A 15363-nucleotide genomic window follows, 5' to 3' on the forward strand; every position below is an offset into this window, starting at 1 on the left:
CGATTCACTGGATTATTAAAAGAACCAGTTTATTTTATTTTAACTAGACCAGAATTATGGCAAGAATTGCAAAAGTGATTGATCTTCCATCAATTATTAAATTGAATAAAGCTGAAGGTAAGATTAGCGCACAACTGATTCAAATTTTGAGAGAAGCGGTACAACAAGGCAATTTACAGGCAGGTGATCCGCTACCTGCTTCGCGTGAACTGGCTAAAACTTTAGGGATCGCTCGCGGTACGATTATTGAAACCTATGATCAACTGATTGCTGAAGGTGTCCTAGAAGCGCGAGCACGTCAAGGAACGTTTGTTTCACATATACTCAAAAGCCCAAGTTCTCAGGCGATATCTATCCAATCTATAGATAGTGATAATTTGACTGATGCAGCACAAGCCTATGCTCAGATTTTCAAAGAATTTAAGCCCTTAGCGCATCGTCCATTTGCCGTTTCTGTTCCTATAGGTCGTACGCAACCTCGTGATGTTTGGCGCAAATTTGGCAATCGCTTTCGTGCATGTGGTGTAGCAGCACCTTCGGGCTATGATGATCCTCAAGGGGTCTATGCGCTCCGTTCGGCAATTGCTGACTATGTTCGGCGCTCACGCTCAGTGCAGTGTGAACCTGAGCAAATTGTGATTACCAGTGGGATTCAACAAGCACTGTATCTTTGTAGCCAAATCTTATTGACCAAGCATGATGCTGTTTGGGTTGAAGACCCAGCTTATCGTGGTACAACGGCGATTCTGGAAAATTCGTTGCAGCATCTACAGATTAGTCGTGTTCCTGTCGATGAAGATGGGATTTTAGTCCATACAGGGATTGAACTTGCACCTCATGCACGAGCTGCCTTTGTTACGCCTTCGCATCAATATCCACTTGGTATGCCCATGAGTTTGGCTCGACGCGCTGAACTGGTTGAATGGGCAAAACAGCAACGCGCGTGGATCATTGAAGATGATTATGACAGCGAGCTTCGCTATATCGGTCAGCCTTTTCCTGCACTGCACGCAATGGCACCTGATCGGGTCATTTATCTCGGCACTTTTAGTAAAGTTCTTTTTCCATCGTTAAGACTGGGCTATGCTGTCTTGCCCAAAGTCTTGGTTGCAGCTTTTTGCGGTCTTCGAGCACTGATTGACCGTCATCCTCCTTCTGCGGATCAGCATGTGCTGGGAGCATTTATACAAGAAGGTTATTTAGAACGACACATTCGCCGTATTCGTCATGTATATGCTGAAAATCGCCAACAGATTATTCAACTAATTGATCGCTATATTCCCAAAACACAGGCTTTTATTGAGTCGGGGGATCAGGGTATGCATATGGTACTTTGGTTCGCAAATTCTGTAGATGATCTAAAAATTGCACGATTAGCAGGTGAATCTGGTGTTTCGGTCAAGGCAATATCGCCTACTTTTTCTGAAGCAAGTCAGCGATCTGGTTTGATTTTAGGATTAGGGGATTTCGATGTAGATCAATTAGAGCAAGCCATTCAGATTTTATCTAAGCTGATCAATGACGAACATCAAAAAAATAGTCTTCACCCAAATCCCAATCTGTAATAGTGCTGTTTTAGGGTTAAGGAACGGCGCTATATAAATCAAAGATGACTTTTCTTAACCACTGATTACTGCTTTGATGATGACAAGAGGTATGCCAATACTGCCGTACAGGATAAGTTGGGAAGTCCAAGGGCGCTTGTAATATTTTTAGATTACCTCGCGAGAGTAGAACTTCACTCAGATAATAAGGAATCGTGGCAATCGCATCTGTTTCCTGCACAACCAGCCCAACGCCAAGATAACTCGGTAAAGTCATCAGAATATTACGCTTTAGCCCACGGCTGATTAATTCATTTTCAATGTGGTAATGCCCAATACTGGTATCGACATCGACATGCGACTCACGAATGTAGGTTTCAATATCGAGATGGTCAGATTGAATTCGTGGATGATCCTTGCGGCTAATCACCACATAATATTGAGAAAATAATTGTTGCTGATAAAAGCCTTGATCAAACTCTGGTAAAAATCCGATGGCTAAATCAATTTCACCATTCGCCATCTGATAGCTGGTTTCACGGCTAATCGGTCGAACTTTTAAACGAATAGAGGGCGCATATTGTTTTAAGTATTTGGTCAGCTTTGGCAACAGCACCAAATGTGATACGTCGGTCATGGCGATACTAAATAATTGATCAGACTGATCTGGAGCAAAATCAACTTTAAAATTATTCACACTTTCAATTTTGCCAATAATTTCACTGATCGGAGAAAATAATTGCTTAGACAATTCGGTGGGAACCATTTCATTGCCCACGCGTAAAAATAGCGGGTCATTAAAATGTGCTCTAATTTTATTGAGATAGTTGCTGACAGCAGGTTGACTCAGTTCCAAAGTTTCAGCTGCGGCAGACACATTCTTATATTTGTAAATATAATAAAAAATTTCAAGAAGTTTGCTGTCGAGCTTAAACATGTCAATTATTCCACAATCACAATATGTTTTTCTTAATTTAGAAATACATTCATTCAAAAAAGATGATTGTATCTAATATTCAGATTATTACATGCCTTTTTAAATGCTGTAAGGCTTTTCCTAACAAGTCACTCCTTGTATTTTCAACTTCAACCTTAACTTTATCTATGCAAAATTGGAATACTCACTATGGTATTTCAGAATATTTGACTGCCTGATACTGCTGCTATAGTAAGCAAATTTAGATATTAAATGTTATGTGCTGCGATATTACCCGTGCAAAAGGAAGTAAAGAAATGAATGAATTTAACTATGAAATTGACTCAGCAATATTTCAGGACTTTCCAGAGTATTGTCGCGGGGTTGTTGTTTTCAAGGGATTAAATAATACGCAGGCTTCTTCAGAGCTATCGCAACTTTTTCGTGCAGCAGAAACAGAATTACGTGCACGTGTTACAGGCAATCCTGCCGAATATTCAACCATTGCTGCATGGCGTGATGCCTATCGTAAATTTGGTGCACGACCTGCCGACTTTCGTAGTTCGATTGAAGCATTAACGCGCCGAGTCGTAAAACCAGATCAACTTCCTGAGATTAACCCATTGGTGGATATCGGTAATTTGATTTCATTGCGTTATGTTCTGCCAGCAGGTGTTCACCCAATCGGTGCTCGCTCAAAAAATATTATGCTCAGAAAAACCCAATCAGGGGATCAATTCTTGGCAGAATCAAATCAAGAACCTGAAAGTATCAACGCTGGGGAAATTGTGCTTGCCAGTGATCATCGAGTTCTGACTCGCCGTTGGACGTGGCGTCAGGCAGCAGATACTCGCACAGAAAAGCAAACTGATTGCGTTTTTTTTGATGTCGATGGTCTAGCTCCAATTGACCAAGACACCGTACAAAAAGCGATGGATGATCTAATTGAACTTGTACAGCGTTTCTGTGGTGGAGTATATATTGGTCATGCTGTGTTATCTGCTGCTCAGCCCAAAGTGACTTTTCATTTAGATTAACCACACCAGATGAGGTGACAATGAGTTCTCTTTTTAACTCTTTAAGTATGTCGCAATTACATACATTGGTCACAATTCTGGAAATTCGTAATCTAAGTAAGGCGGCGATTGTTCTGGAAAGTAGCCAATCGGTACTAAGCCGCCATTTGGCACAGTTTCGAGAGGCTTTAAATGATCCTCTGATGATTCGTCAGGGTAGAGAATATATCTTAACTGAGCGGGCAAAAGAGATTTTAGAACCCCTCAAACAAGCTTTGGCTGAGCTTGAACGAATTCGATTACCCACTACATTTAGCCCTGCTACCTGTGAGCGAAAATTTACTTTAGCCGCTTCAGATTATGTGGCTGAAAATATGCTGCCAAGCTTGATGGCAGATTTAGCAATGGTTGCTCCCAAAGTCACGATTGATTATATCACTTGGCAAGCCAACCATTTTTCATGGCTTTCCAATGGGGATGTCGATCTTGCAATTAGTATGTTGGATGATGCACCCGATGATTATCATGGCAGAGTGATCGGGGAGGATATTGCCGTATGCTGTATGCGTAAGGATCATCCATTGCACCAACTCCCGATGATTGATGAAGCTGGTTATTTGGCTTGGTCACATATCAAAATTACAGGAGGGGGAGACAAGGATGGTTTTGTCGATAGCTACCTTAAAAATAAAGGTCTAAGCCGAGATATCAAATTAAGAGTTCCTTTCTTTTCCGCTGCTTTAAATGTGCTGTGTGACAGCGATCATATACTCACCCTACCTGAACATATTGCCCGAAAATGGCAACGACATGCACCTGTATGTATTCGACCTTTATCTTTTATTGAACACCGTTTTCGTTATTGGGTATTGTGGCATGGGCGTAATCATCATGCACCAGAGCAACTCTGGTTTCGCCAGTTTATTTATGAACATTGCCTTTCTTCTCAGTCACTTAGCCCAAGTGATTCTTACTAATACCTTTCGTCTCTTGTATGGCATTTCTGCATAGAAAGTATTCCGTTTTAGTGATTTTTGAAATGGAATAGGAGTGCTACTTTCTCTTATCACATGATCAATTTGACATCAAAAATACGGTGTCTGTTGTCCTGTAATCGCCAAAAAATGGTTAAAAAATTTGCTCATCAGAATATCTGCTTGGTTGTTTATACCTGAGCAGCTCTGTTTTTAGATCAATCATTTTTAGGATTTTGATCAGAGCATGGTTTCACGGAGAGATGGATTTTATGAAAGCGCAAAACGGTGAAGAAGCGTTACAACGTGGTTTGTCCATTCGTCATATTCAGATGATTGGACTCGGGGGAGCCATAGGTACAGGACTGTTTTTAGGCAGTGCTGGTGTCATGAAAGCAGCAGGGCCTGCATTGTTACTGGGGTACGCACTGGCAGGGATTATTGCATTTTGGATGATGCGCCAGTTAGGTGAAATGCTGGTGGATGAACCTGTTTCTGGCAATCTCAGTTACTTTGCACAGAAATATTCAGGTGGTTTTTTAGGGTATTTATCGGGTTGGAATTATGTTGCAACCTATATTTTGGTGGGGATGGCTGAACTGACTGCGGTTGGTAAGTATATGAATTACTGGTGGCCAGAATTACCGACATGGCTGAGTGCTGCGGGATTCTTTATCATTATTAATGGTCTCAATCTCTTAAATGTTCGCATTTATGGAGAATCAGAATTCTGGTTCGCAATTGTGAAAGTCGTTGCGATTGTTGCCATGATTATGTTCGGGGCCTGGATGGTCTTTGGCCCACACCCACAGGCAGGCGCAAGCATTAGCAACCTTTGGACACATGGTGGTTTTATGCCTCATGGTTGGACGGGGTTATTGATGGCAATGCCATTTATTATGTTTGCCTTTGGTGGTCTGGAAATGCTTGGATTTACAGCGGGCGAGGCGCGTGATCCACAAACTTCTATTCCTGCTGCGATTAATCAGGTTCTCTACCGTATTGGTATTTTTTATATTGGCGCATTGTCGATTTTATTGATGTTGATGCCATGGGATAGCTTGGTTGTATCTTTGAATACTGCGGGCGATGCGTATAGCGCAAGCCCGTTTGTTAAGGTGCTAAGTATCTTAGACAGTAAAGTAGCGGCCAGTTTATTAAATTTTGTGGTCTTGGCTGCTGCACTTTCCGTTTATAACGCAATTGTTTACTGCAATAGCCGTCAGTTATATGCGATGGCAAAACAAGGCAATGCTCCGAAAATATTTTTAAAACTTAGTAAGAACCAGATTCCAGTAAATGCGTTAGCCATTACAGCTGTCATTACTGGTGCAACAATTCTATTGAATTATTTTCCAACCAAAGACTTGATCGGCACCTTAATGGCACTGACAGTCACAACAACTGTCATGAACTGGTTATTAACCAGCTATATCCATCTGAAATTTAAAGCAGTGAAGGCTGCGCTGGGTCAAAAAATGGCATTTGCAGCGCCGTTTTTTCCACTCAGTAACTATCTATGTATCGCATTCATTATCGGGCTGTTATGCACGATGACCCTTATTCCAGAAACTCGAATCTCGATCTGGATGATTCCACTATGGTTGCTTGTGATTTATGGGCTTTATCGTAAGAAAAACGCCGTGTCGCAAGAAATTATTGAGCACAAAGAAATTTAATGAAAGGAAGATGTAATGAATATTGAATCACCTCAAGTGGCTGTAATGACAGGCGGTGATGCATTAGTGCAGGGACTCAAAACGCATGGTGTAGATACTGTATTTGCTTTGCCAGGCGCACAAATTTACGGTTTTACGGATGCATTAGCACGAAATACGGATTCAATTCGCGTTGTGGGCGCACGTCATGAGCAAACCAGTGCGTATATGGCATTTGGTTATGCACGCTCTACAGGTAAAGCTGGTGTCTTTAGTGTTGTTCCTGGACCGGGGATTTTGAATGCTTCGGCAGCAATGCTGACGGCACACGGCTGTAATGCACCAGTACTTGCGATTACTGGCGATGTCATGAGTTCTTTTAAAGATCGTGGTCGTGGTCAGTTACATGAATTACCTCGCCAACTTGAGATTTTACAAGGCATTGGGAAATGGGCTGCACATATTGAGCAGCCTGCTGATACTTCGTGGAAAGTGGCACGTGCTTTTCAGGAAATGTCATCAGGTCGTCAAGGTGTAGTGTCTTTACAAGCATCATGGGATTTCTTTACCCGTCAAGGTGCTGTCCAGCACCAAGCGGCTTTGCCTTTACAACCCAATCCACCAGTCGATCTCGATAAAATTGATGATGCAGCTCAATTATTAAAGAATGCGAAATCACCGATGATTTTTGTGGGTTCAGGTGCATTAGATGCGAGCACTGAAGTCCAACAATTGGCTGAAGTTTTGGGAGCACCTGTGGTGAGCTTCCGTGGTGGTCGTGGTGTGGTTGCCGATGATCATCCACTTGGTTTTACCGTTGCCTCTGGTGCAAAGCTGTGGGCACAGACTGATGTTGCGATTGTGATTGGCTCACGCTTTGAACTTTTGGATATTCGTTGGAGACACCGCCCTGCGGGATTGAAACTTATCCGTATTGATATTGATCCAACAGAAGTTCGTCGAATTGATGCAAATGTCAGTATTATTGCCGATGCTGCTGAGGCTGCTCAGGCTTTAACAGAGTCTGTTTTACGTACTGGTGTACCTAAGCATCGTACAGATGAGATTGCTGCCGTAAAAGCTACTGCCGAAGAAGATATTCAATCTATTCAACCGCAATTAAGTTATTTAAAAGTCATTCGTGAAGTGTTGCCACGCGATGGTTTCTTTATTGAAGAAATCTCTCAAGTCGGCTTTACCTCAATTTTTGGCTTCCCTGTTTATAAACCTCGTACTTTGGTGACTTCAGGTCATCAGGGCACATTAGGTTTTGGTTTTCCTACGGCGCTAGGGGTCAAAGTTGCAAACCCTGACAAAGCGGTCATTTCAATTTGTGGTGATGGTGGATTCTTGTTTGCAGCACAAGAGCTTGCAACTGCTGTGCAGTATGGCATCAATCTGGTGACGGTCGTATTTAACAATAATGCCTATGGCAATGTGTATCGAGATCAACAGGAAACATTTGCTGGGCGTTTATTAGGTTCTGAATTGGTAAACCCTGATTTTGTAAAATTTGCTGAATCCTTTGGTGTACAAGCCATGCGGGTTTCTTCTCCTGTACAACTGAAAACTGCTTTAGAACAGGCTTTTGCCGCAGATCGCCCTGTGTTGGTTGAAGTCACTGTACCACGTGGTTCAGACAGCAGCCCGTGGAAATTTCTTCACCCTAATTTTTAAAAGATGAGTAACTAAAATGATTTTTGAGCATGTTGAAGCCTATGCAGGCGACCCAATTCTTTCTCTTATGGATGATTTTCGTCAGGATCCGCGCAAAGCGAAAGTGAATCTGAGTATCGGTTTTTATTATGACCATAATGGCGATATTCCAGTCCTAGATTCTGTTATTGCTGCTAAAGCTTTGCTGGATCAGCAACCTGTTGAACCAAATTTATATTTGCCAATGAGTGGTGAACCGCAGTATTGCCAAGCAGTACAACAACATATTTTTGGAGAGCAACCCACAGCTGTAACGGATCGCCTTATCACTATACAATCCGTTGGTGGTTCAGGTGCATTGCGTGTAGGTGCTGATTTTCTTAAACGTTATTATCCAGATGCTAAAGTGTATGTGAGTCATCCAACTTGGGATAACCACCAAGCTATTTTTGCAGGAGCAGGCTTTGAAGTCTTAGGTTATCCTTATTTAAATCAGGATCAGACAGACATTGATTTTTCAGCAATGTTAAAGACTTTTGCACATTTATCTGAGCATTCAATTGTGTTGCTACACGCTTGTTGTCATAACCCGACAGGTTTAGACCTTGAGCCATCTCAATGGGATCAGTTGTTTGCGCTATTTAAAGAAAAACAAATTATCCCATTTTTAGATTCGGCATACTTGGGATTGGGAGATGGTCTTGAACAAGATGCCTATGCAATTCGCGCATTGGCTCAATCAGGATTGACAGGTTTTGTGAGTAATTCTTTTTCTAAAGTATTTTCTTTATATGGTGAACGTGTAGGTTCACTATCAGTCATTTGTGAATCTGCAGCGATTGCTGAAAAGGTCTCAGGTCAATTAAAAGCAACGATTCGCGCCAATTATTCAAACCCACCGCGATTTGGTGCACAGTTAGTTCGCATAATTCTGGAAAATGAAGCGCTCTATCAGCAATGGTTACAAGAAGTTGAAAACATGTTAAAACGCTTATTACAAGTGCGTTCTGACTTGTATCAGGCGATTCATAAAATTGCACCTGATTTAGATGTTGGTTATTTGCTGAAACAAAAGGGAATGTTTAGCTTCACAGGATTAACCGCCGTACAAGTTGATGAAATCCGTGAAAAATATGGTGTTTATCTGATCCGTAATGGTCGAATCTGCATTGCTGGGTTGAACTCTGGAAATATTCAGATTGTTGCTCAGGCGATTGCTGAAGTTGCAACTCAACAGTTGGTGGAAGCTGCCATTTAACAAGTTGTGAGTGTATAGAGCTACTTATGATTTAAGTAGCTCTATCTAATCCAAAATAATAATTAGATGTTGATCTAAATTACCACTTAAAGTGGTATAGCTAAATTCCAAATAAGTTACTGCAATTTTTTTATGGCAAAGGTTAGGTAGGTCGGTGCGCTGAAAATCTTAAATATGCTGCTAAGGACAATTGATTGAGAAATGGTTGAATTGCCAAAGTGAAGCCCTCTAGGTGAGGTTTTTTTAATTTAATCTAGAAATATTAGATTTATCTAGGGGTTAAAAGCTTTAATATATAAGCTTCAAGTTGACAAATTATATCAGTCTACAAAAAAGTTAAAAAAATATTTTTTCATGATTTGTAGACTTAATTTGTAGACTGTTGAAATAAAATCAAGGGTAATTGAATGCAAGTTGGTACAACCTTTAAAAAATTTAAGCTACTGAAAATACAATGGAATACAACTAAATGCTAGATATTCCAATCCGCAGCAAACTAGGTGGATTTTACTTTTTCTATAATACACCCGTAGAAACCAATTAAAAATTAAAATTAATTTAAACAAATACTTAAGTTGATATTTTGATGTGTTTTATAGTCTAAATAAAAGCCATGTATACTATTTGTATACTGTTGAAAAAAGTGTTTAAATTTTTCTTTCTTTAATCTTTTTAAAACAGCCATGAAACTCAATAAATCGACTGTCGATGCTATTCCTTTAGAAGAAAAGGGGCAAAAAATTTATCGTGATAGTGAGTTAATCGGATTTGCTGTTAGGGTAACAACAAAAAGTAAATCATACATCATTGATCGAAAACATAAAGGTACTCTTTATAGAATTGTGATTGGTAAAACTACTGACATCCCTGCCATTCAAGCCAGACATAAAGCCCAAAGAATTTTAGGTCAAATTGTAGATGGCGAATATCAAAAAGTATCCTTACCTGAAGGCTCAATCAATCCAATAAATATCACTATTGATCAAGCTTTGCAGATTTATCTAGATAAGAATTCTTTTAAGCCTAAAACAATTCGGCAATATAAGAAGTATATAGACCTGTATTTAAAGGGTTGGGGGAATAGAAAGCTCTTTAGCTTAACAAAACAGGAAGTGTTAGAAAAATTCATTGATGTTTCTAGAATTAGCAAGTCTTCTGCGAATGGATCTATCTCGATGGTTGGAACGCTCTGGAAATATATACATACCCTTTATTCATCTGATTCCAACCCGATTTTACAGACCAATCCAATTGACATTATTGCAGTTACTAATGGATGGAATCAAATTCCAAGGCGTGAGCGTCATCTAAATAAAGATATCATCTTTAAATATTATCAGGCTGTTCTCAACTATGAGGATGAACTCAATTTAGAAAATACAGCTCGCTCAAATACCCATCGAGATATTGTTCTATTTACCATGTATACAGGATGCCGCCGCCAGGAGGTATGCCAACTAAAATGGACTGATATTGATTTTAAGTCTGGTACAGTGATTTTTCGAGACACAAAAAATGGTTCAGATCATGTGTTCCCTATAGGCGACCACTTACTATCAATACTTAAAGACCGTTTTCTTCTTAGAGAAAATGATTGGGTTTTTCCAGCAACCAAAATACCAACATCGCATAATATGCACGCAACGAAGGTCGATACGCTTTTAAATAGAGTAGGGGCACAAGTCGATTACTATGTTTCTATGCATGATTTTCGCCGTACATTCGCCACGATCTGCAACTTGCTTAGGTTTAATATTTATGTGACCAAGCGCTTACTCAACCACACTGCAAAACCGCGCTTAGATGTGACAGGTGGTTATGTACAAATCCCAATGGAAGAACTAAAAGCCTCAATGAATATGATTGAAGCTGTATATCAACAGAAAATAGATTGTTTTAATTATGAGTCTGTGTGGGATGAGCGTTTAAAAGAAATTAAGGCGAGATAATCTCGCCTGATACTTCTGAAAGATCTTAGCTTGATAGCTGTGCTGTACAAGTCACTGTTTTTTTGGCTTCATACGCCAAAACATCACATTTTTTATAACTGACGCGGCGGCCAATTTTACGAAATGGCAATTCATTGTCATTACAGCGCATTTTGGCAAGTGTCCAAGGTGAACAGTCCAAATATAGAGCAACAACTTCTTGCGGAAAACTTTGACTTTCAGGTGCCTCTATAAAACTTCTTAGAAGTTCTTGTTTTTTCAACTCAGGAGAGTCTGATAAGTTTTTTAATGCCATGTTACAACGTCTCACTTAAATTATATTTTTCCCAATAGATATTGTTGACTACTTTAAAGCTACAAGTTTTCTGATCTCTTATAACTCTTGATTTGAGAGATTTCAGCTTGAAAAACGTGCTCAGCCAGTAAGTAAGCTTTGTCAGCAATGTCACACAGGCGCTGATACTGTTGCTGATCTAGAGCATGCTCCTGGCAAAATGCCTTTAACTCAGATTCAATTTCTTGGCTTAATTTTTGAGGAATAGCCATATTCATCATTTATCCCTCCAAAGTGCTTCTTTAAACTTTGCATCAACAAGTAGTTGATCAATTTCAGACTCAAGAACTTTGTCAAAAATATGAGTCATTTTCTTGCCAAAAACCGTTAGTGTTCTTGTTCTATTTGAATATTTCCAGCCCATAACTTTCTCCGAATCATGGGATACAGGAATGCCTGTATCCCTCATATTTTTTAGTTTTCTAGTTCAGTGCGGCGTTTACGAATACATCCCATAAGCTTTGGCTGGATGTCAGGATGGCGTGTAGACACATCAATCTCTAAAGCATCTAATGTTGTTAGATCAGGCGCAGTTTCAATTTGAACCATAAGAGATGGCGGAGTGGCTGGTATCTCTTTGTTTTGTGCATCAAGCTCGACAAGGCGCTTATTGATGGCATCCAGCAATGGTTTGCGCTGTTCTTCAGTCCAGTCGGTTGTGTACTTAACCAGAACATTTGCTTCATTCGGCGATGCTGCAGTTGCAGCACGTTCAATTAGCTCATTGAGCTTTTGCTCGTATTTAAAATGATCCTCTGCTGCTTTCACTGACTCATGAAATAATGTCTTTTTCTCAACATCATTTGATGCTGAAATTTGGTCATTTGGAGTATAAGTAGCTTCATTTGCAGGAACATCGACTTTATCTTGAACATCCTTTTTCTTGCGTGTTCTACGCTGCTTAGGTTCATCATGTGCAACAGTTAGAATATTAATCTCACCACACTCACGGCCCATCAATTTAGAAAAGGCTTTCAATTGCAAACGTGCATTGTCAGTATCAGCCTGAGCAAAACCTCGCTCAATTGCAGCATTCAAGGCTTGAATGGTTGGGTTATATTTGTACCAGTACATGCCAATCATAGGCTCTATGACATAAACATCTTGATCAGCAACAACATCGGCAAGCATTAGTGGTTTGGTAAAACTAATTCCAGCCACTTCAATTTTTTCAATTTCAATGGTGAACTCAAACCCAGTTTTTGCCCAAATGTCTGCAGCAAACTCAGACACAGGGCGGAAGTCAGTTAGTAAGCTACTTTCAGTTGAGCGAACAAGTATGTTTTTACCAGCGAGCATTGCATGAAATGCTTCTTGTACAGCGACTAATTTAGTGTTCATGCTTGCTCCTTAGTGTTGATATTGTTGGTTTTGATAGCTTTCGATGCGTTGGTTTTGGTTAATCCAACCCATTTGATCCGCGCGTGCCTGGCAAGCTTGAGAAATTTTTGAATAGAACCTTGTGCCTTCAAAGGTTTTTAGTGCTTTATCAAGTGTTTCTGATTTTTTAGCATTACTAATAGAGACCAATGCATTTTGATAACGTGATTCCAAATCTTGATGGTGTGGTTGATGGTTGTTCTGTTGAGCAGATGAATTTTGCTGTTTAGAGGCTTGCTGTGCACCAGTATTATTTGAACTATTATTTTGGTTGTTTGAATCATGGTTGATCTGATTGTGATATTCATTACTGTCATAGTCTTTCGTGTCATCAATCAGGAATAAGCCATTTAGGGCGTACTTACGGGCATAAGAACTAGAAGCACCAAATGTTTGAGCAACATCCATCCCTTTTTTATTGATTTCCACACCTGCATGAGCAGTAACTACTGTCTGTTGACCCGATGAATCCGTAAATATAACTTTTGCCGTTATAACAACGATTGGCCCAACTTGTTGCACTTCATCAGTAATTACTAAAGTTGCGTCTAGTTCTTTGAGTAACGGTTTAACTGCTTCAAGAATGTCTTCACAGTTGCGGTAATTAAATTTCCCGAAATCATTATATTTACCCTTAGGTACTTTTAATTCTTGTTGAATATGCTGTAAGGCATTTTGTTGATTTGTTGTCATGATATTTCCCCTTATCGAACCGAAAGACCGCGTTGCTGGCGTTTGAACTTCTTATAATCAGGCGACTGAAATAAGCCTGTTTTCTCAAGCACTTTGTTGTATTCAGCTCTTTGTTCTGCTGAGCGTGCTTTCGAGATATAACCAATCAACTTTTCAGACAGGCTGACAGGGGATAGGTTTCCATTGGATTCCTTAAAAAATTCAAAGTCTTTTAGCGCCGTGTTTGCATTTGCACCTACAATGCGCTTCAGCACATAAATGCTTGGATTATCAGTGCCAACGCGGTAACGCTCGTTGTTATCACCATCTAAGCCAAGGTATTCACAGAAGAATGACTTAGCACGCAGCTTACGGTCGCGGTTGTCTATATCCTCAAAACTTGAAGATGAGAAACGGAACTTTAGAAAACCAGTGTAGAAGTCGCAAACGCTGATATTTGAGTGGCTGTCGAGAATTGACCAATCATTGGTGCCGATTTCAGCAAATTCGATTTTGATGTGCTTAGCCAGTGCTTCAAAGATTTGCTCAGGGCTAAGTAGCTGAGGAATATACGCTTGAGCATTCATATACTTACCCCCCAAATAACCCATAAACAACACCAGTAATCACCGCATAGCAGATCGTTCCACCAACTGCAAAGAGTGCAAATTCGCGAGCGTTTGCTAGGATAACTTTAGTACGGCTAACACGTTGTTCTTGAGCTGTTGGCTCACGATATAACAGTTCGGTTGTTTGACTTTTGTTAGAGTCGAATTTTGGGGTTTGACTGTGTGATACACGTTGAGACATAATGACCTCGCAAAGTTATTTGTAAAGCCCTGTGTCCGCCAAGATCTCAGGGCTTTTTGCTGTTTGAGATAACATAATATAACTATAGTTATTTTATAGTCAATATATAACTGTCCTTGGTTGTGTGAATTAGTTATTTTAAATTACTATAGTTATAAAATCTAAACTAAATATAGAGTCCTGAAATCCTTATAAATTATGATTTCTAGAGAGGCGTAAATGTCTAACGAAGAATTAAGAAAATTAGTCTATGAATCATTGCCAGCTATTGATTCAGTTTTAGATGAGCAGGGAGTTCCAATTTTTGATAGAGCTTTTCATGCTGCTATTATGTTTGTTGAGTATTGCGTAGAGGACAACTCTATAGGTAGCAAAGAAGAGTTAATCAAGCATAAGGTCTTTATTGAAGGTTTTATTCCACTTTTTTATGAATGGTACACTGATAAGTACGGAGATTTTATAAAAAAACCTCAAAATAAATTCTACTCTGGGTTGATAGTGATATATGGGATACCTTCTTTAATCCAAATACCTGCAACAATTAGTAAAATTCATATTGTCAATGAAAGTTCATGGTTAAAATTTCCTGACTCTTTACAAAAAGATGAAACCCTAGAACAAATGATGAAAGATAAGAAAAATATCAATAAGCTTAGCAAGGAGCATTATCAAAAAGTCTTTTTAAATTTTGAAGAGATTGTTTCACTAACTAGAAAAATTAATCTAAATATTCTTACGGCGACACTGGATTCGAATGCACGAAATATGGCAAGTAGTATTTGGCCACATATTGAAAAATGTATTCAAGATATTTGTACTTTTAATGATTCTTCAGCATCTGTTGGTTGTTGGGAATTACACTTAGCAGTTGAGAAAACATTAAAAGTTTTTTTAATGCAGCATCATGATAAAAAAATGAAAGGCCATGATTTATTGAAACTTGCTAACAAAATTAATGAATATAATTATTGTATTGATTTGGACCTTGTAGAAGCTTTGCCAAGCTCATCGTGTGCAATTGAATTTCGATATGGAGAAAAAATAATCAATTTTATTCATGTATATGATTATTATATAAAAACATTAATACTTATTGAGCATATTACTTCTAAGTATAAGCGAAAATATTTAATTTATAATGCTGCTTTTTTAATTAAGGCAGCACCATGGTTAAAACTGAATAAATAAGAGCCTAC

Annotated in this window: 16 protein-coding genes; 8 read left to right on the plus strand and 8 right to left on the minus strand. The window is 39.3% G+C overall.

The genetic code is table 11. The features are described 5' to 3' along the window. Positions 1–56: 56 nt before the first annotated feature. Positions 57–1565: a MocR-like pyridoxine biosynthesis transcription factor PdxR gene (pdxR, locus tag LVY74_RS00265; RefSeq protein WP_237813309.1), complete on the plus strand. Its 1509-nt coding sequence runs from the start codon at positions 57–59 to the stop codon at positions 1563–1565. Positions 1566–1581: 16 nt separating this feature from the next. On the opposite strand, the gene LVY74_RS00270 is transcribed toward pdxR, so the two are convergent. Next, positions 1582–2481: a LysR substrate-binding domain-containing protein gene (locus tag LVY74_RS00270; RefSeq protein ID WP_151777815.1), complete on the minus strand. Its 900-nt coding sequence runs from the start codon at positions 2479–2481 to the stop codon at positions 1582–1584. A gap of 296 nt (positions 2482–2777) precedes the next feature. On the opposite strand from LVY74_RS00270, the gene LVY74_RS00275 reads away from it, so the two are divergent. The 6 genes from LVY74_RS00275 to LVY74_RS00300 all read left to right on the plus strand — a co-directional run bounded on the left by LVY74_RS00275 (position 2778) and on the right by LVY74_RS00300 (position 10971). Beyond that, positions 2778–3497, plus strand: coding sequence for a B3/B4 domain-containing protein (locus tag LVY74_RS00275; RefSeq protein WP_237813310.1), 720 nt, complete (start codon positions 2778–2780; stop codon positions 3495–3497). 20 nt (positions 3498–3517) lie between these two features. Beyond that, a complete protein-coding gene (locus LVY74_RS00280; protein ID WP_237813311.1) occupies positions 3518–4453 on the plus strand; it encodes a LysR family transcriptional regulator in 936 nt (311 codons plus the stop codon). A gap of 269 nt (positions 4454–4722) precedes the next feature. Beyond that, positions 4723–6129 carry an amino acid permease gene (locus LVY74_RS00285; protein WP_237813312.1) on the plus strand — a complete coding sequence of 469 codons (1407 nt, stop codon included), beginning with the start codon at positions 4723–4725 and terminating at the stop codon, positions 6127–6129. A gap of 15 nt (positions 6130–6144) precedes the next feature. Beyond that, a complete protein-coding gene (locus tag LVY74_RS00290) occupies positions 6145–7785 on the plus strand; it encodes a thiamine pyrophosphate-dependent enzyme (RefSeq protein ID WP_237813313.1) in 1641 nt (546 codons plus the stop codon). 19 nt (positions 7786–7804) lie between these two features. Then, positions 7805–9022 (plus strand): amino acid aminotransferase, encoded by a 1218-nt coding sequence (locus LVY74_RS00295; protein ID WP_237813725.1) that lies wholly within the window; start codon positions 7805–7807, stop codon positions 9020–9022. 683 nt (positions 9023–9705) lie between these two features. Next, complete coding sequence (locus tag LVY74_RS00300) at positions 9706–10971, plus strand: tyrosine-type recombinase/integrase (protein WP_237813314.1); 1266 nt, start codon at positions 9706–9708, stop codon at positions 10969–10971. Between the two features lie 25 nt (positions 10972–10996). On the opposite strand, the gene LVY74_RS00305 is transcribed toward LVY74_RS00300, so the two are convergent. Genes LVY74_RS00305 through LVY74_RS00335 form a run of 7 tightly spaced genes read right to left on the minus strand, consistent with a single transcriptional unit; the run spans position 10997 to position 14167 of the window. Further along, positions 10997–11266 carry a helix-turn-helix domain-containing protein gene (locus tag LVY74_RS00305; RefSeq protein ID WP_237813315.1) on the minus strand — a complete coding sequence of 90 codons (270 nt, stop codon included), beginning with the start codon at positions 11264–11266 and terminating at the stop codon, positions 10997–10999. A gap of 59 nt (positions 11267–11325) precedes the next feature. Continuing rightward, the gene (locus LVY74_RS00310; RefSeq protein WP_237813316.1) at positions 11326–11526 is read right to left on the minus strand and encodes a hypothetical protein; all 201 of its coding nucleotides are present in this window, start codon (positions 11524–11526) and stop codon (positions 11326–11328) included. Beyond that, complete coding sequence (locus LVY74_RS00315) at positions 11523–11669, minus strand: hypothetical protein (RefSeq protein WP_237813317.1); 147 nt, start codon at positions 11667–11669, stop codon at positions 11523–11525. The genes LVY74_RS00310 and LVY74_RS00315 overlap by 4 nt, the downstream gene beginning before the upstream one ends. Before the next feature lie 50 nt (positions 11670–11719). Next, positions 11720–12646 carry a hypothetical protein gene (locus LVY74_RS00320; protein ID WP_237813318.1) on the minus strand — a complete coding sequence of 309 codons (927 nt, stop codon included), beginning with the start codon at positions 12644–12646 and terminating at the stop codon, positions 11720–11722. Between the two features lie 9 nt (positions 12647–12655). Then, the gene (locus LVY74_RS00325) at positions 12656–13378 is read right to left on the minus strand and encodes an ERF family protein (RefSeq protein WP_237813319.1); all 723 of its coding nucleotides are present in this window, start codon (positions 13376–13378) and stop codon (positions 12656–12658) included. An 11-nt stretch (positions 13379–13389) separates the two neighbouring features. Next, positions 13390–13968, minus strand: a complete 579-nt coding sequence (locus LVY74_RS00330; RefSeq protein ID WP_237813320.1) for a hypothetical protein — start codon at positions 13966–13968, stop codon at positions 13390–13392. Beyond that, positions 13949–14167 (minus strand): hypothetical protein, encoded by a 219-nt coding sequence (locus LVY74_RS00335; RefSeq protein WP_237813321.1) that lies wholly within the window; start codon positions 14165–14167, stop codon positions 13949–13951. Before LVY74_RS00335 ends, LVY74_RS00330 begins: the two co-directional genes overlap by 20 nt. A 219-nt stretch (positions 14168–14386) precedes the next feature. Here LVY74_RS00335 and LVY74_RS00340 point away from each other — a divergent pair, with 219 nt between their 5' ends. Beyond that, positions 14387–15355 carry a hypothetical protein gene (locus tag LVY74_RS00340; RefSeq protein WP_237813322.1) on the plus strand — a complete coding sequence of 323 codons (969 nt, stop codon included), beginning with the start codon at positions 14387–14389 and terminating at the stop codon, positions 15353–15355. Positions 15356–15363 lie beyond the last annotated feature (8 nt).

Origin of the sequence: Acinetobacter sp. ME22 (genome assembly GCF_022012315.1) — a bacterium.
Classification (GTDB): Bacteria; Pseudomonadota; Gammaproteobacteria; order Pseudomonadales; family Moraxellaceae; genus Acinetobacter; species Acinetobacter brisouii_A.